This window comes from Vibrio nigripulchritudo ATCC 27043, assembly GCF_000222685.1.
GTDB lineage: Bacteria > Pseudomonadota > Gammaproteobacteria > Enterobacterales > Vibrionaceae > Vibrio > Vibrio nigripulchritudo.
The window spans coordinates 1-17,498 of sequence record NZ_AFWJ01000267.1 but is presented as its reverse complement, the minus strand read 5'-3'; the positions used below and the strand labels follow the sequence as shown (position 1 = coordinate 17,498).

Annotated in this window: 16 protein-coding genes and 1 pseudogene; 11 read left to right on the top strand and 6 right to left on the bottom strand. The window is 45.1% G+C overall.

The features are described from left to right. Window positions 1-30: 30 nt before the first annotated feature. Entirely contained in the window at window positions 31-2,298 is a 2,268-nt protein-coding gene (locus tag RH89_RS18300) for a hypothetical protein (protein ID WP_004405246.1), read from the bottom strand. A gap of 468 nt (window positions 2,299-2,766) precedes the next feature. On the opposite strand from RH89_RS18300, the gene RH89_RS18295 reads away from it, so the two are divergent. Continuing rightward, the gene (locus RH89_RS18295; RefSeq protein ID WP_038146640.1) at window positions 2,767-3,978 is read left to right on the top strand and encodes a BamA/TamA family outer membrane protein; all 1,212 of its coding nucleotides are present in this window, start codon (window positions 2,767-2,769) and stop codon (window positions 3,976-3,978) included. A gap of 65 nt (window positions 3,979-4,043) precedes the next feature. On the opposite strand, the gene RH89_RS18290 is transcribed toward RH89_RS18295, so the two are convergent. Then, entirely contained in the window at window positions 4,044-4,469 is a 426-nt protein-coding gene (locus RH89_RS18290) for a secondary thiamine-phosphate synthase enzyme YjbQ (RefSeq protein WP_004405243.1), read from the bottom strand. Window positions 4,470-4,754: 285 nt separating this feature from the next. Here RH89_RS18290 and pgi point away from each other — a divergent pair, with 285 nt between their 5' ends. Next, on the top strand, window positions 4,755-6,407 hold the full coding sequence (gene pgi / locus RH89_RS18285) for a glucose-6-phosphate isomerase (RefSeq protein ID WP_004405242.1): 1,653 nt from the start codon (window positions 4,755-4,757) through the stop codon (window positions 6,405-6,407). 129 nt (window positions 6,408-6,536) lie between these two features. Here the strand turns inward: pgi and RH89_RS18280 are convergent, their stop codons facing one another. Together RH89_RS18280 and zur are read right to left on the bottom strand one after the other, a co-directional pair. Continuing rightward, window positions 6,537-6,998, bottom strand: coding sequence for a chemotaxis protein CheX (locus RH89_RS18280; protein WP_004405240.1), 462 nt, complete (start codon window positions 6,996-6,998; stop codon window positions 6,537-6,539). A gap of 13 nt (window positions 6,999-7,011) precedes the next feature. Next, a complete protein-coding gene (gene zur / locus RH89_RS18275) occupies window positions 7,012-7,461 on the bottom strand; it encodes a zinc uptake transcriptional repressor Zur (RefSeq protein WP_004405239.1) in 450 nt (149 codons plus the stop codon). A gap of 332 nt (window positions 7,462-7,793) precedes the next feature. On the opposite strand from zur, the gene RH89_RS18270 reads away from it, so the two are divergent. Beyond that, a complete protein-coding gene (locus RH89_RS18270; protein WP_004405237.1) occupies window positions 7,794-8,213 on the top strand; it encodes a hypothetical protein in 420 nt (139 codons plus the stop codon). Next, window positions 8,210-8,347, top strand: a complete 138-nt coding sequence (locus RH89_RS30120) for a hypothetical protein (protein ID WP_004405236.1) — start codon at window positions 8,210-8,212, stop codon at window positions 8,345-8,347. Before RH89_RS18270 ends, RH89_RS30120 begins: the two co-directional genes overlap by 4 nt. Window positions 8,348-8,768: 421 nt before the next feature. Here RH89_RS30120 and RH89_RS28825 read toward each other — a convergent pair whose 3' ends face one another. Then, a complete protein-coding gene (locus RH89_RS28825; protein WP_004405234.1) occupies window positions 8,769-9,374 on the bottom strand; it encodes a DUF4145 domain-containing protein in 606 nt (201 codons plus the stop codon). A gap of 104 nt (window positions 9,375-9,478) precedes the next feature. Further along, window positions 9,479-10,533: pseudogene (locus RH89_RS18260) on the bottom strand (site-specific integrase). 107 nt (window positions 10,534-10,640) lie between these two features. Between RH89_RS18260 and dusA the strand changes: the two are divergent. The 7 genes from dusA to RH89_RS18225 all read left to right on the top strand — a co-directional run. After that, window positions 10,641-11,645: a tRNA dihydrouridine(20/20a) synthase DusA gene (dusA, locus tag RH89_RS18255; protein WP_080564034.1), complete on the top strand. Its 1,005-nt coding sequence runs from the start codon at window positions 10,641-10,643 to the stop codon at window positions 11,643-11,645. Between the two features lie 180 nt (window positions 11,646-11,825). After that, complete coding sequence (pspG, locus tag RH89_RS18250) at window positions 11,826-12,035, top strand: envelope stress response protein PspG (RefSeq protein ID WP_004405230.1); 210 nt, start codon at window positions 11,826-11,828, stop codon at window positions 12,033-12,035. A gap of 94 nt (window positions 12,036-12,129) precedes the next feature. After that, the gene (locus RH89_RS18245; protein WP_004405229.1) at window positions 12,130-12,795 is read left to right on the top strand and encodes a TIGR04219 family outer membrane beta-barrel protein; all 666 of its coding nucleotides are present in this window, start codon (window positions 12,130-12,132) and stop codon (window positions 12,793-12,795) included. A gap of 140 nt (window positions 12,796-12,935) precedes the next feature. Further along, on the top strand, window positions 12,936-13,166 hold the full coding sequence (locus RH89_RS18240) for a hypothetical protein (RefSeq protein WP_004405228.1): 231 nt from the start codon (window positions 12,936-12,938) through the stop codon (window positions 13,164-13,166). 122 nt (window positions 13,167-13,288) lie between these two features. Continuing rightward, window positions 13,289-15,112 carry an assimilatory sulfite reductase (NADPH) flavoprotein subunit gene (locus RH89_RS18235; protein WP_004405227.1) on the top strand — a complete coding sequence of 608 codons (1,824 nt, stop codon included), beginning with the start codon at window positions 13,289-13,291 and terminating at the stop codon, window positions 15,110-15,112. Then, a complete protein-coding gene (gene cysI, locus RH89_RS18230; RefSeq protein ID WP_004405225.1) occupies window positions 15,112-16,830 on the top strand; it encodes an assimilatory sulfite reductase (NADPH) hemoprotein subunit in 1,719 nt (572 codons plus the stop codon). The genes RH89_RS18235 and cysI overlap by 1 nt, the downstream gene beginning before the upstream one ends. Then, window positions 16,823-17,498 (top strand): phosphoadenylyl-sulfate reductase (locus RH89_RS18225; RefSeq protein ID WP_004405224.1); only part of this gene is annotated, 676 nt, incomplete at its 3' end. The genes cysI and RH89_RS18225, both read left to right, overlap by 8 nt.

Sequence of the window (17,498 nt, the reverse complement as noted above, 5' to 3'; positions counted from 1 at the left end):
AATTAGCTATAAGTAAAATGACGTTGTTAGCTATTGATTCTCAGCCGCAAGAGCTTGAGCGAAGTTAATGTCGGTTAGTTCAAACCTATTGTCCATTTGGTAAGATTTCGTTCCGTCGAAGATAGAGACATCAACCAAAATTTCATCCACTTCTACACCTCGTTTCTCTTCAAATTCTGAGATGGCATCTTCGAGTGTTTGTTTCTTCACTAAAGCGATGGGCTCTCGTTGTCTATCTAAACCAAACAGATAGTTGTGATCTTCTCCATTGTCACCTTGGTAAAGGACATTAAACTGAAATTCGTACACTAGCGAACCGTCACCTCCTTCAGCCGAATCGATGGACAATTGATACCAGTCAGCATTGAGTTCCTTCGCTTTAAAACTGCTTGCGACTAATTCAGGAAACCCTGCTGATAACCCACCATAGTAGTCATATCTGTAGAATGTTTTTCCGCTGGTGTCGGTGACAGAATAACGGTACGTACCGACTGCCATTTCAGCGGCAGACGTATCGCCTTGGAAAAACGCATCCAAATAAATCACAGATCCATCGTTGTCTAGCTGGTACCACAAATCGTAATCATTCTGCTCAGCTTCAGCGCTTTTCCCTAGTCCTTCAAATATTGAATCCTGCACATTTGCACTGAGTACTTCTACGTAACTCGATGTATTAGGATTAAAGTACTCAATTTTGAACGCATTGACTTTTTTTACCAAGGTGGACGCATTTTCCTCAGCGGCAGGTTCAGCATTGAACTGGAAAACATAACGTTGCTTGGACTTGCTTGAAGAAACGTCATAAGCATTGCGGAAATACGTACGTGCAAATCCTATGAAGGGTGTGTCTTCCGGTTCTGTCAACGCGGTTTTAAACAGTTCTCTTGTATAGTGACTATCACGGTGATTAGAGCCGTCGGACGCTTTTACCAACAGTTTGGCGGCTGCTTGTACCTCAGCGAGGTCATCATTCCAGACAACACTTCTCCCTTGTTCTACTCGTCCAGTGTAAATAACATTGTCTTCTGCATCCAATAACAAGGCTTGGTAGAACAGCTCATCATCTTCTACGGGAAAGGAGAGAAATGTCTCATTGAAAGGCGTATAAACCCGAGAGATACCGGCACTGAGTAGGTTGTTGTTATAACTGGCTAACGTGGGTTGTACGTAGCTATCTGTAAATAACTCAAGGGAGTCACCTTCTCCTTTGGTCAATGAAAAAGTGTATGTATCGCTGACCAAAGTGTCTCCGGCTAACGTCTTCACAAATGCGACCTGACCATCGAAGTCGAGATCAACATCGCTTCTGTCTGTGGACTCAAAGGTATATGTATCCCCATTGGTGTTGGTGACAACGACGGCGTTGCTGTCGTTGTAGCCTTGGTCTGTCACGTTCAACTTAATGGTTAAGAAATCCGTTTTGTTGCCGTCAGTATCGATAAACTGGTAGACGCCACCACTTAACGCGTTAGGAAGCGATCTTTCATTTTCGATTTGAACAAACTTCTCAGAAGGAACAATGTCTTTGACATCATCATTCCATTCAGAAGACTTGGATTGTGCAATAGCATCAGCATTAAAACCACTTAGCTCACCAAGTTCAGCCAGCTCAGAAACGGATTTACTAACGGAATCAACCGCAACAACCAGTTTCGTTTTATCAATTTCTCCTTCGTTGTCGCCATTATTGAAGCTCGTAAGGTGTTGCCCCAGCTTACGTGCCACTAACTGGGCGACGTTATGTACTTTCTTATAACTGTCGCTGTTGCCAATGTTTGTTTGCGCAGCGATAAAGTCACTGTACAAATCGACTTCGTCAGATACCCCTAATTTTGTGCGAAGAATGGAAGCGCTGGTTGCCAGTGAATCGGTGGAGTAATCTTGTGCGGAAAGGGCAAGCAATGTCGTAATTGGGCTAATAAATTGAGAATAACTCGGAGGTGAAACCATAGTGTAAGCGTTGGCAACATAGTTGTTCGTGTCTTTATCCGTTACATTTGGGGTCACGATGGCGATGACCGGGTACTCGCTCGCCTGTTCATTGGAGATATTGAGGTTATACTTCCCTTCACTATCTGACACTGCGGAAGGCTCGCCCACGTCACAAACCATATTCAGATTGGTATCCAAGCAGACGGTTGCCCCTGCTAGGTAACCATCAGCAATGCGTCCGCTCAGGTTACTCGAGGCAGCCTTACCACCATTATCACTGTTGCTACTGCTACTATTGTCACCGCCAAAGCACCCGGCTAGCACAAACATACTTGTTGCCAGAGTAGCTGCCACTCTCTTACTCATAGGTTCTTCCTTAAACGTATTTGTCTATTTGTATTGAAGTTGAGCCTGACAACTAGTGGCATTTTTCTGGTTATGCGACATAGCTGAAACATACTCACAACAAAGACTATCGCTGCGCGACGGTATTACATCCCCCCCAATTGAGGGGGTATAATTGGGCCGAGACAAATGGCTTGAAGGAGACTCTGAGCTCTCAAATAGCACTGAGCGTGTGGTGGCTGTACCTTCAGGAGTACTGTTCTATGACGAAATCCTCTTGGACTGGTGCGTTTAATAGTCACTCTATGGTGTGTCATCTGTCTCCGACAAAATTACTCGAGAACTTGGTTTAAGACTGGCCGTGACTTTTCAGTCGAACCGAGTCGCGATACGTGATTTGAAAAAGTGGCGTATCATGTTGGTACCATTACGCACGAATTTGTGATCAAATTAATTTCTGGAGTTGCCATGGAGTGCAGCAATTAAATAATGTCTAGACACATATTGAAGACCTTACTCATTTCCTCACTTAGTTTGTCAAGCTGTGTATCCGCTTATGAATGGCTACCTCCCTGGATGCCAGACACAGCAGCAGTACCTTTTGCTTTTTCATCCAGTACACTGGGCAACACCATTGGTGTCGCGGGTCTGTTAAAAGGTATAGGTCAGCCTCAAACGGGCTTAATTGGCGCGGGTTTGATTTCCGATAAGGGCAGTAACATGACTTTTATCGGGCTTAATAACTTTCAGGTAGGGAAGGCATGGCTGCTTGGTTTTGACGCATACAATGCCAGCTACTCTGATTTCCCTTATCATCTGGGTACTGCCGGAAGTAACGACTCGCAGTTTTCTCAAAAGACAGTGACCGACGCAGACGAAGCGCAGTACCATTTCACTATGCGCTATATCATTCCGTGGGGGGCAGCAGCGTTCAAAGGAGCGAGAGCCGCCTACGAACCTAAAAGGCGCATTCAGGGGGCGTCGCCAGCGACCAGCGGAATATCGATGGTTCGTATTGAACCTTTCCTTTCCAAGCGCAGCCTGAGTGTTGCAAATGATACTTCGCCGGATTCCACATGGGGCATTAATCTAGGGTTTGAGTGGGACAATCGCAACGACGTCCGCAACCCAAGTCAGGGCGCGAAGTTGAAAATCAATGTGGCTCACGCACCGGACTCAGGAAATGATAATCCGTGGACCAAAGTTGAAGTCGAACAAAGCCATTTCTTTAGCTTAGGCAAAGTGGACGACGTGTTTTCTCGACAGGTTCTGGCGTTTGATATGTACGTTGCAGATACGCCAACCTGGGGTCTATGTGGCTCTGGGACTTGTGAGCGCCCGCCGGGGTATGCTGGTGTCTCACTGGGTGGTTTGTATCATCTAAGAGGTTACTCTGCCAATCGGTATCATGGTCGTAGCGCCGTACACTATAGCCTAGAATACCGGGTTATGCCGGAATGGCAGCCGCTTCAAAACTGGCCAATTTTCAATTGGTACGAAGTGCCTTGGTGGCAGTGGGTAGCGTTTGTGGATGCGGGTAGAGTCGCCAATGAGTTCGACTTTCGAGAGCTTCACAACAACATGAAATACAACTTGGGTGGCGGCGTTCGATTCCAGGTCGAGGGCATTGTAGTCAGAACTGAAATGGCATTCGGTGATGAAGAAAACATGTTCCGTGTGATGATCAATCAGCCGTTCTAAATCGGTCAATTCGAATCAAAAAACAGGCGCTCTAAGCGCCTGTTTTATTTTGTATTTACGACTAATTATTCAGTCGTACCCTGGATAGTTGCCACGATTCTTCGCGCTCCGCCGTGATCTCGGTGTTCGCCTATGTAAATTCCCTGCCATGTCCCCACAGCTAACCTTCCATCGGTAATTGGAATGGTGACACTTGAACCTAGCGTGGAAGCTTTAATATGCGCGGGCATATCGTCATCCCCTTCATAGGTGTGCTGATAGTATGGCGCTCTTTCTGGCACAAATTTATTAAAGTGTTGTTCCATATCGGCACGAACAGTCGGATCTGCATTTTCATTCAAAGTTAAGCTTGCAGACGTATGTTGTATGAAAAGATGTAAAAGCCCTATCGAGTACTGACGAATTTGTGGTAAATGTTGTTCAATTTCATCAGTAACAAGATGAAAGCCTCGGCGTTTCGCGGTGAGAGAAAAGGTAGTTTGATACCACATAGGTTGTGCCTTGTTGTTTCTAATCACTAATTGTTATAAACAATCGCATTAATAGTTGATTCCGATTAGGTACAATTGAGTTTACGTGATAAACCTCAATGTCAGTAACAACGGGTTGAGCCATAATCCGGAATCTGAAAATTTATTACGTTGTTTTGTGTCGATAGGATATAACAAACACAAAACAGACGATTCTTTATTTCGCTTAATCTGGAATTCACTCAGCATCATATAAATTTATCTGGCTGAAGAGAACACAATCGAACGAACATTGGAAAAGTAACCATGTTAAAAAACATTGACCCTACCAAGACCCAAGCTTGGAATGCGCTGACTGCGCACTTCGAATCAGCACAAGACATGGATCTGAAAGCGCTGTTTGCGGAAGATGCCCAACGCTTCGAGAAACTATCTACACGTTTCGGGTCGGATATCCTTGTCGACTACTCTAAAAACCTCGTCAACGAGGAAACGCTTAAGCACTTGTTTGCTCTGGCGAAAGAAACCGAATTAAAAACCGCCATTGATGCAATGTTCAATGGTGAAGCGATCAACCAGACTGAAGATCGTGCTGTGCTGCACACGGCTTTGCGCAACCGCAGCAACAAACCTGTATTGGTTGATGGCGAAGATGTAATGCCCGCTGTGAATGCAGTGCTTGAGAAAATGCAATCTTTCACCAACCGCGTGATTGATGGCGAATGGAAAGGCTTCACAGGTAAAGCCATTACCGACATCGTTAACATTGGCATCGGTGGTTCAGATTTAGGTCCTTACATGGTGACAGAAGCACTGGCGCCATACAAAAATCACCTGAACCTACACTTCGTTTCTAACGTAGACGGCACGCACATCGTTGAAACGTTGAAAAAAGTGAACCCAGAAACAACTTTGTACCTGATTGCGTCTAAGACATTTACTACTCAAGAAACCATGACGAATGCTCACACAGCACGTGACTGGTTCCTTGAAGCAGCGAGTGACGAAGCACACGTAGCGAAACACTTTGCCGCTCTTTCAACTAACGCGACAGCAGTGTCAGAGTTTGGTATCGATACAGACAACATGTTCGAATTCTGGGACTGGGTTGGCGGTCGCTACTCATTGTGGTCTGCGATTGGTTTGTCGATAGCGCTGTCTGTTGGTTACGATAACTTTGTTGAGTTACTGGATGGTGCGCACGAGATGGATAACCATTTCGCAAGCACAGATCTGGAAAGCAACATTCCAGTGATTCTTGCGCTGATCGGTGTTTGGTACAACAACTTCCATGGTGCGGATTCGGAAGCGATTTTGCCTTACGATCAATACATGCATCGCTTTGCTGCTTACTTCCAGCAGGGCAACATGGAATCGAACGGCAAATACGTAGATCGCGATGGTAACGCAGTGACGTACCAAACGGGTCCAATCATCTGGGGTGAGCCAGGTACTAACGGTCAGCATGCTTTCTATCAGTTGATTCATCAGGGCACCAAACTGATCCCTTGTGACTTTATTGCTCCAGCGCTAAGCCACAACCCAGCAAGCGACCACCACCAGAAACTGATGTCGAACTTCTTTGCTCAAACAGAAGCACTGGCATTTGGTAAAGCTGAAGAAACAGTAAAAGCAGAATTTGCAAAAGCGGGTAAAACCGAAGAAGAAGTGGCGTCTCTGGTTCCATTTAAAGTGTTTGAAGGTAACCGCCCAACCAACTCGATTCTGGTTAAGCAGATTACCCCTCGTACGCTAGGTAACCTGATTGCCATGTATGAGCACAAAATCTTCGTGCAAGGCGTTATCTGGAATATCTTTAGCTTCGATCAGTGGGGCGTGGAGCTTGGTAAGCAACTAGCGAACCAAATCTTGCCTGAACTGGCAGACGATTCAGAAATCGCATCTCACGACAGTTCTACCAACGGTTTGATTAACGCATTCAAAGCATTTAAAGCTTAAGTTTAATCCCGTTAAAAATACAAAGGTCAGCAAAAGTGCTGACCTTTTTTTATAGGCGTTTAAAAACAAAATCTCAGGCAACAAAAAAGGCCGTTGCCATGCAACAGCCTTTACGTATGAGTCTCTGTCTTATTCGAAACAGATCTCGATGAATGCGTTACCCCATTCAGAAGAGAAAGGCATGATAATGATTGCGCCTTCACACTTATGACGGATGGTGTGACCTTTACCTGAAACCACAACTGGCGTTGCCATATCGAAGTCAAAGCCGCTTTCTGAAAGAATACGCTTTGCACCGCCAGTTACCATGTTGGTGATTTCACCCACCATATCGGTCACTTCTTCGTTCAAACCATTTGGTCGCTCGCCCAGCATGTTCTGCATGATTTCCAAAGCCAGAGACTCATCAAAAGTAATCGACATTGAACCACGGGTTTGGTCACCGACCATACCAATCAAACCAGACACATCACCACGAGCAATTTCATCTTTCTTTACACGAGGTTTCTGGGGCTTAAGCTCCAGAGAAGCCATAGTTTTCAGTACATTCATTAATGAAGCTAAAAACGGGTTTACAAATTCAGCGCGCATAACGTTCTATCTTTTATTTATCCGTAAAGTCTGAAAAACAACTTTTGCAAGTACCGTGGGTTTCAATAACGTGATTGGTTACGTTAAACCCCTGCTTTTCACTGTTTTTTGCCAACAAGGCTACCAGTTGGTCATCCTGATGTTCGGAAACATTCCCGCACTTGTCGCATATGAGAAGATGAGAGAAGTGTTTGTGAGCACCAAACGAGCAACACGAAATAAAACTGTTCGTGGACTCGACGCGGTGGATGAAGCCTTGCTCCAATAAAAAATCCAACGCCCTGTAGACCGTTGGTGGTTTTGCCTGAGGTTCACTTACTTTCAGCTTATCCAGCAAATCATAAGCGCTGGATGCACTTTTGCTTGAGTAGATAAGTTCGAACACTCTTTTCCGCTGCGGTGTCAGCCTTACACCACGGCTCTGGCAGATGCCTTCAATTTGTTCTAGCAACGACAGCTCCAATTGGCTCACCTATTTTGGTGCACATTATTAATAATATACCATTTATCTAGCAAGTTAGGCAGTAAAGGGCGTTTTTTTTAACCCTAAGCAAAAGATGTCGACCAATCAAGCAATGAATGGATGGCGAAAAACGTTTTGTGATTGTAAATCACTTACCTATCTAGGAAATGTGCACCATGCAACAAAGTGTCACATATTTGGCATGCGTGCGGTAAGTAACTCAAGGTGGCTTTTCTACCAGATTTCTGCACGATCCCGCAATAAAAATATGGAAAAGTGTTAAACATTACAGGCTGAGTACACACTGAAATACTTACGTAAAAGGGGTGGCTATGACTGGACTGATTGGCGCGCTCTTTTCCCCGTTCGTAAACCTGTTTCGCGATCACCAAGTCGCGAAACACAAAGCAGCGGAGCGAAAAGACCGCATAGAAGAATCCAAAACGCTGGCAACCATCAAGCGAATAGAGCAGGGTGACAACAACGCCACCAAGCTGGACGAAATCAGCCTGTCCAATCGCGGCTGGAAAGATGAGTATTTGCTTATCATCACCACGTTACCCGTCATGATGGCGTTCGTGCCTGAATGGGTGCATTACGTGGATGCCGGGTTCAAAGCACTGGAAAATATACCGGAATACTACTGGTATGCGCTCGCCATGATTTACATCGACACATTCGGGTTTAGGCGCATGTTGCGCCGAGCCTTTGAAGTGTGGCTTGAACGGCAATCAAAAAGGATGGTGATATGACGGATTTGTTACCTGTGATTTCGGACTTGGGACTCAAGCCCACTGAATTGCTGATCTTGTTTATGCTCTGGCAGAACATCAAGAACACGCGAAACATTCTCGACAGGCTAGTGGAAAAGGTGGGCAAGCTTTAACTTAAGTTGCACTCAGAGCGGAATGCCAGCTTAAAAACGCATGATAGAGCGTGAATTGACACGCAAGCCAGTTAATGACGGTTTACTCATGCCATGGGTAAGGGACAAGCTAACGGCTAACCTCCTTGCCCTCGCTTGCTGCTGGATGGAATAAAAAAGGAGCCTTACGGCTCCTTTTTTGTGTAAGCCCCTATCCTACAAATTAAAACATCATAATTAGTTTTGCTAATTGAATGATGCTCGTCATCACGTGCAGAACAAGTTTCAGTTCACGATTATACTTCATGTCTTTCTCTCCTAATTTACTATGTTAAAACAAACGAAATATTAATTTTTAATACCCGTCCATCATTACGCACATAGAAAATGAGGGGCTTACGAGCTGAATAATAAAGTTTTTAACTCGGGTGTCAACTAGCTACTAGTTTGGTTGCTGCTTTTTTAGTTCAATCATTTCAGGCATAGTAAAAGTGTAGTTAAGAAACATTGTTGTGAAAGAGGTTAACTCTTCGGACTCATTCTCTGAAATTGGTTCCTCTTCATGAGCTGCACCATTGCCTTCTTCTCTGATGATATGAGCCCACTCCTTAAGAACTTTGGTCACTGTGTGTTCTTCGTATAGCTTCTCGATTCGCTTGTACAGTGTTAGGTCTTTATGGTCAGGGCTTAATTCTTTGGTAGCTACCTCAAGAGTTTTTCTTGCCATAATTGCTGCCGCATCATACAAGCCTGATTTGTGGCTTTTTAACGCTTGTTCATAAAAATTTTTGATGTTGTCAGGTAGATGCTCTAGCTGGGAGGTAGTCGTTACTTTAGGATATGTATCAATGTGTCCATTTAGTATCTCTCTGAATTCTTTTAGATTTCCAAACTTATCTGCATGAAAATCGACTTGACCATTACTTGATAGAAATTCTGCAATAATACCTCGTTGGCATCCGCTACAGATCATTGCTAGCAAATGATGATACAGACCAGGATTAAATGGTTTAGCAGTCGTTAGGTCATAAAACGAGTTAAAGGTCATCTTCTCTGCCTCACAGTGAGGGCATGTTAAGACTAAGGTTGACATTCTGAACAGCTCCAAGGCCAGTGAATACTTTGTGTATTTTACACGATGTTAGTTTTGGATTAGCTCTTTTCATGCAGTTTGTGGGGAAACAGGTGGGTATAAACCTGCCAAAGTACATTCAAGTTTCTATGTCCGGTAACCTGAGCCACTTCCTCTATAGAATAACCTTTCTCAAATAATCTACTCGCTCCCTCGCGCCTTAAATCGTGATAGCGCAAATCCTCGATACCAAGTGAGTTTCTAACACGTTGAAAACCAGCGGTTGCGCTACGTGAGTTGTACGGAAAAATCAGCGCGTTGTTAGTAGGCTGCCTTTTGACAATATCGAATGATTCACCAAGCAGTGGCACGATCATATGATTGCCTTCTTTCTTGCGTGGGTCTTTTCTATCTCTAACCAACACAGTTTTATGCTCTTCGTGTAAGTCTTCCCAGCGCAGTTTGCATACCTCGCCAATTCGCATGCAGGTGAGGATGCTGAATTCTAAGATGTCGACAAATGGGATTTTACTAGCGTGGGTCTTTTGGCGTTCGTGAAGTGCTTCTTTTAATCGCTCAATTTCTTCTGAGGTTGGTCTGCGAGTCCTTTTCTGACTTTTACCGACTAACTTCATATCAATGAGTACTGGTACTGCTTCTTCAAAGATTTGGAAGTTGGCATCTATATCAAAGACGGGTTTTGCTTTCTTCATCACTGAGCGCAGGTAAGCAATATCATGGTAAATAGTGACAGGTTTTGCCCCAGCTGTTTTTCTTATCCGACAGTGCTCTATGAGGTCACTGGATTTCAGTTCGTTGCTTTGAACCTTGGCAATATCACAATCACGTAAGAATCGGATCGTGTATTGCTTTGTGCGTCCGGTTTGTTCCCAGAGATCTCTGTCATCCATGAACTTGTCTAACAGTACCCCTAGGGGGACTGCTTTTGTTCTGAGTACCCCTTGAGTTTCAATGTCTTGAACTCGGTTCTTTCCGTGTGTTCTAGCGATTTCCTTTTTTCTGAAAGTTTTCGATTCACGGTGTATAATCCGTCCGCTTTTTTGACGAAGATGGTCACTTTGAATCTGGATTCGCCACTTTTTAACGTGCGCTTTTCTATAGTAAAAGATGCCAACTGTCCTACTCCTTGAGGGGTACTCCTAGGGGTACTATAGTACGGAATTCGACGAAAAACCAAGCGATTCGACGCAAAAATGAGACAAGAAAAATTGAGGTAAAACAGTGTCTAAGCCAGAGAATACAAGCAATTTCCCAATGCAGCGTTTCAGTGTTGCGCCCATGCTCGACTGGACTGATAGACACTGTCGCTACTTCCACCGCTTAATGTCTGATAATGCATTGTTGTATACCGAGATGGTTACAACGGGGGCGATCATTCATGGTAAGGGCGATTTCTTGGCGTACAACGAAGAAGAACACCCTGTAGCGTTGCAGCTTGGTGGCTCTAACCCAGCGGATTTAGCCACTTGCGCCAAACTGGCACAGGATCGTGGTTATGACGAGATTAACCTGAACGTTGGTTGCCCGTCTGACCGTGTTCAAAACGGTCGCTTCGGTGCCTGCCTGATGGCAGAGCCAGACTTAGTCGCCGAATGCGTTGCGGCGATGCGCGAAGTGGTGGATGTGCCTGTTACTGTAAAGACACGTATCGGCATCGATGATCAGGATTCTTATGAGTTTCTGACGGATTTCGTTTCTGTAGTGTCTGAAAAGGGTGGCTGTGAGCAGTTTACGATTCATGCACGTAAAGCTTGGCTCAGTGGTCTTAGCCCAAAAGAAAACCGAGAGATCCCGCCACTGGATTACCCTCGCGCTTATCAAATCAAGAAAGATTTTCCAAACCTGACCATTGCAATCAACGGTGGTATTAAAACTCTGGAAGAAGCCAAAGCGCATTTACAGCATCTGGATGGTGTCATGATTGGCCGCGAAGCGTATCAAAGCCCTTATATTCTGGCATCTGTCGATCAAGAGCTTTTCGGATCAGATAAATCAATCAAAAAACGCTCTGATATCGTTCGCGCTATGTACCCTTACATTGAGAAAGAGCTGTCTAAAGGAACTTACCTGGGGCATATGACTCGCCATATGCTAGGGCTGTTCCAAAGTATGCCGGGTGCTCGGCAGTGGCGTCGATACATCAGTGAGAACGCGCACAAGAAAGGAGCTGGCTTAGAAGTAGTCGAAACCGCTTTAGCGAAAATTCCATCAGAACTGGGTGTGTAAAAATCGCTACCAGTTGGTGTATTTTGCCAAACAGAATAATTGAAACCCTGAGGCTTAACCTTAGGGTTTCTTTTTATTTGCTTGTTATAAAAAGAAAAAATGCCATTTTTTGAAAGTTGGTCTGCTTCCTGCAATAGCTAAAACATACAGTTGAAAGTGAAATGCAAAGAGAGGCAAACAATGATTGAACTGCTATTTGTGTTGGTATTTCTGGGTGTGTTGTTTTTTACCGGCGTCACCTTAGTGTCGATTTTTGCGGCGGGTGCAGTAGCGTTCGCAGTGATGTTGGTTCTCGGAATGGTAGGCATGGTATTTAAGTTACTGCCTTGGTTGATCGTTCTGGCGGTTGCCTGGTGGTTCTTCCGAAATAAAGTCTACTGCCCACGTTAATTTTGGGTTAGCGCTGTACAAGATGGCTTTTCGTGCAGTGCAAGTATGATAGTATCCCCACTGTGTTCACGTTTTACGGGTGGGGTTTCCTTCAATGAAAAATCGCGTTTTTGCGGCTTTATTCTCCTCTTCTATAGCTTTATGTACGTTCCCTAGTTTTGCTGAGTCTGGCTTTGAAGTAACAGCCATAGCAGACGCCTGGGTAGCAAAAACAGATTACAAGCATGATGCCGATGTGATTCTGTCCAGTGACAGAGATACTCAGTTCACAGGTTCATTAGCATTGAAACACGACATCTCTTACGTGCCAGATTTCCGTATTCGTTTTAGCCCTGTCGAGATGGAATACATCAGTTTCAATAAAACGGACTTCACCTTTTATTACGATCTGATTGAGCATGAACTGCTGCATTTCGATGCGGGTCTAACGTTGTCTCAGTATTCCAGTGGTGTTTACTCCAACCCTGTCGACCCGACTCAGGATTTCAGCAAATTGCTGTTTAGCTGGTATGCCAATGCCGCCATTACAATTCCAGATACCAACTTAGATATTATTGGTGAATTCGATTTCGGGAACAGCGATGGCGACAAAACAGCCGACGTGACCGCAGGTATGCGATATAGATTCGAACTTGATAAAGCAGACGTTGCTATTCGCGCCGGCTACCGAGTGATGGACTATCGCTTCAATTTATTCTCAGGTCCGAGTGACACTTATCTAACGCACGGTGCGTTTGTCGGTCTGGAAGTCGGCTTTTAAAAATCGACCTATAATACTGAAGCTAGAAGGCATATCGATATTGATTGGTATGCCTTTTTGTTATTTGTATTAACATTGTATTTGCAATTCGATGGTTTTCCGTCATTCTTAATAACATACTTGTTAGCAAGGATTGACAGATGACGATTTCTGAATTGCGAAGCCTGTATCAAGATAACCAGCTGGTTGAAGCGATTATCGAACCCTCCATTCAAGAAGGCACCTGGATTGTGGAATTTCGCCACGCCCGGGGAGGCTTTATACTCCTTACAGATTCTCATGGTGAAGAGTGTCATTACATCGACTTAGATAAAGCATCCAAGTCTGCTTTGGCGGTTGGATTTCGCCAAGTTCGCATTGAAGAGTACTGAACTCTTACCTCCTGACCCGTTTCTTACTTCCAAAAAGTTATAAAACATGCTCATCTATTCTTTTTTATTATTAGAGGGAGTGGTTAATCTATCATCACGCAATGAATAGGGATGTCGTGACCATGTTACTTAAGGAACTTTCCGCCCTCGCAAGCCCACTTAATGATCAGCAAATAGGTCAATTACAACAAGCTATTTCTGAACTATCTCCACAGCAGTTAGCGTGGGTAAGTGGTTATTTCTGGGGTATAAGTCAAAATCAGACGGCTGGTGCTGCAGCGCCAATTAATCAAGCCGCCGCAACAGTTGCCGCAAAACCTGCGGGCAAACTAAGCATCATTTTCGCCTCTCAAACGGGTAACGCAAAAGGCGTTGCTGAAGCGCTGAAAGAAGAAGCGCAAGCAGAAGGAATTGCAGTAGAGCTATTCGACGCAAGTGATTACAAAGGTAAGAACTTAGCAAAAGAAACCCACGTTATCGTGGTAGCGTCTACAAACGGCGAGGGTGAGCCGCCAGATAACGCGATGGAACTTCATGAGTTCCTTCAATCGAAAAAAGCACCGAAACTGCCTAACCTGCAATATGGTGTGATTGGTTTGGGTGATTCAAGCTACGAGTTTTTCTGTCAAACCGCTAAAGACTTCGATGAGTATCTGTCTAAGTTAGGTGCAACGTCGTTTATCGAGCGTCTGGACTGTGATGTCGACTACGAAGAGCCAGCAGCAGATTGGCGTAAGAGCGCATTAGAAAAAGCCAAAGACATGCTTTCTTCAGGTGCAGAAGCAGAAGTGGTTCAGCTTCATGCTGCGGGTCAGCCAGCCGCTGCGCACAGCCAGTACACCAAACAGAAGCCATACACAGCAACGCTTTTGGCTAGCCAAAAGATTACAGGTCGTGATTCCGGTAAAGACGTTCGCCATATTGAAATCGATCTTGATGAGTCTGGTATTACTTACCAACCTGGCGATGCATTAGGTGTCTGGTACGAAAACAGTGCTGAGCTGGTCGATGCCATTCTTGAAAAAGCTGGGCTATCGGGCATTGAAACAATAGAAGTAGATGGCGAAAGCTTGTCTATTCGTACGGCGCTAATCAGCAAGTATGAAATCACGACTTCAAATCCTCAGCTAGTTACGAAATACGCAGAACTGTCTGGCAGTAAAAAGCTTGAAAAGCTGGTTGCAGATAAAGACAAGCTCCGTGAATACGCGGGTAATACTCAGGTTGTTGATGTGCTTGGTGAGAAGAAAACTAAGCTTTCAGCGGAAGAGCTAGTGGGTATCTTGCGTCGTCTGACACCTCGTTTGTACTCCATCGCATCTGCTCAAAGCGAGGTAGATGAAGAAGTACACCTGACGGTAGGTGTTGTGGAATACGATGTTGGTGAAGAGACTCGTTACGGCGGAGCTTCCAGCTTCCTTTCTCACCGCTTAGAAGAAGGCGGTGAAGTAAAAGTGTTTGTTGAGAACAACAACAACTTTAAGCTACCACAAGACGACAACACACCAGTGATCATGATCGGTCCAGGTACTGGTATTGCGCCTTTCCGCAGCTTTATTCAAGAGCGTGATAACCGTGATGCGGAAGGTAAAAACTGGTTGTTCTTTGGTGATCGCACATTCACACAGGATTTCTTATACCAGGTCGAATGGCAGAAATACCTCAAGTCGGGCATTTTGACTCAGCTTGATGTGGCATTCAGCCGTGACCAGCAAGAGAAAGTCTACGTACAACACCGAATCCTTGAGCATGCAGAGCAAGTATGGCAATGGATTCAGGATGGTGCCTACATCTACGTATGTGGTGATGCAACGCGCATGGCGAAAGATGTGAACGATGCACTTATCACAGTGGCTCAAGATCAGGGCGGTTTAAGTCAAGAGAAAGCCGAAGAGTTCGTTAACGATCTTCGTAAAGCTAAACGTTATCAAAGGGACGTGTACTAATGAGCGATAAGAATCTACTGGGTACGGAGCTTGGCCCATTATCTGACAACGAGCGCTTGAAGGGTGAGAGTGATTTCCTTCGAGGTACAATTACCGAAGATCTTAGCGGCAAAACAACCGGTGGCTTCACTGCGGACAACTTCCAGCTTATCCGTTTCCACGGAATGTATCAGCAGGATGACCGCGATATTCGTGCAGAGCGTGCGAAGCAGAAGCTAGAACCTTTGCATAATGTGATGTTACGTGCTCGTATGCCTGGCGGTATCATCAAGCCTGAACAGTGGCTTGCCATTGACAGATTTGCTGATGAAAGCACTATGTACGGAAGTGTTCGTCTGACAACGCGTCAAACCTTCCAGTTTCACGGTGTACTGAAGCCAAACATCAAATTGATGCACCAGACTCTGCATAAATACGGCATCGACTCCATCGCGACTGCGGGTGACGTAAACCGAAACGTATTGTGTACGTCCAACCCTGTAGAATCTGAACTGCACCAGCAGGCTTACGACTGGGCAACCAAAATTTCTGAGCACCTACTGCCAAAGACCAAAGCATATGCTGAGATCTGGCTAGACGGCGAGAAAATTGAAGGGCACCGAGACGAAGAGCCGATTCTGGGTAACAACTATCTGCCTCGTAAGTTCAAAACAACAGTGGTTATTCCACCGCAAAACGACGTCGATGTGCATGCTAACGACCTAAACTTCGTAGCAATTGAAAAAGATGGTCAGTTAGTAGGCTTTAACGTTCTTGTGGGTGGTGGTCTGGCTATGACTCATGGTGACACCTCTACTTATGCACGTCGTGCGGATGATTTCGGATTCGTTTCCCTAGACAAAACGCTTGATGTCGCTGCCGCAGTAGTGACAACTCAGCGAGACTGGGGTAACCGTTCTAACCGTAAGAATGCGAAAACAAAGTACACACTTGATCGTGTAGGTATTGATGTTTTCAAAGCGGAAGTTGAAAAACGAGCTGGAGTGAAGTTTGAAGAGAGTCGTCCATACGAATTCACTGACCGAGGCGATCGCATTGGTTGGACAGAAGGTGTAGATGGCAAATACCACCTGGCAATCTTTATTGAAAATGGTCGTCTACTCGACTACCCAGGTAAACCACTGAAAACCGGTATGGCAGAAATCGCGAAGATCCACAAAGGCGATTTCCGTATGACCGCAAACCAGAACCTAATTGTCGCTGGTGTTCCAAAGAGCCAGAAAGCGAAGATCGAAAAGATTGCTCGTGAACACGGTCTAATGGACGACAGCGTGAGTGAGCAGCGCAAAAGCTCCATGGCATGTGTGGCATTCCCAACGTGTCCGTTGGCGATGGCGGAAGCAGAACGTTTCCTTCCTGAGTTTGTCACCGACGTAGAAGACATTCTGGAAAAGCACGGTCTGCCAGAAGATGAAAACATCATCTTACGAGTGACAGGCTGTCCTAACGGATGTGGTCGCGCCATGCTTGCGGAAATCGGTCTGGTTGGTAAAGCTCCGGGTCGATATAACTTACACTTAGGCGGTAACCGTGCAGGTACTCGTATTCCTAAGATGTATAAAGAGAACATTACCGACGCTCAAATCCTAGAAGAGATCGATCAGTTAGTCGGTCGCTGGGCGAAAGAGCGTAACGAAGGCGAATGCTTCGGTGACTTCACGATCCGTGCGGGCATTATAGAAGAAGTCTTTGTATCCAAGAGGGATTTGCATGCCTGATACTACAGCAACTAAGAAGCCACAGCTTTCTGAGTTACTGTCCATGACCAAGGCGGAGCAGTCGCTGCGCCTTGCGGAACTGAATGGCTACTTAGAAACATTAACAGCACAAGAGAGAGTGGCTTGGGCGATTGAGCATCTGGAAGGCAATTATGTGGTTTCATCCAGTTTCGGAATCCAAGCCGCTGTAATGCTTCATCTTGTTTCACAGGTAAAGCCAGATGTACCAGTGATATTGACTGATACTGGTTACTTGTTTCCAGAAACATACCGCTTTATTGATGAATTGACAGAAAAGCTTAACCTCAACCTACAAATCTTCCGAGCAGAGAGCAGTCCTAACTGGCAGGAAGCTCGCTACGGAAAATTGTGGGAACAAGGTGTTGAAGGTATAGAGAAGTACAACAAGATAAACAAAGTGGAACCTATGCGTCGTGCCTTTAACGAATTAAAGGTAGGGACTTGGTTCTCTGGTTTACGCCGTGAACAGTCAAGTTCGCGAGCCAATCTTCCTATCTTAGCGATTCAAAATGGCGTATTTAAGTTCTTGCCTGTAATCGACTGGACAAATAAAGACGTTCACTATTACCTCAAAGAGAACGACCTGCCTTACCACCCACTTTGGGATGAAGGCTATCTATCTGTAGGTGACACTCATACTACTCGTA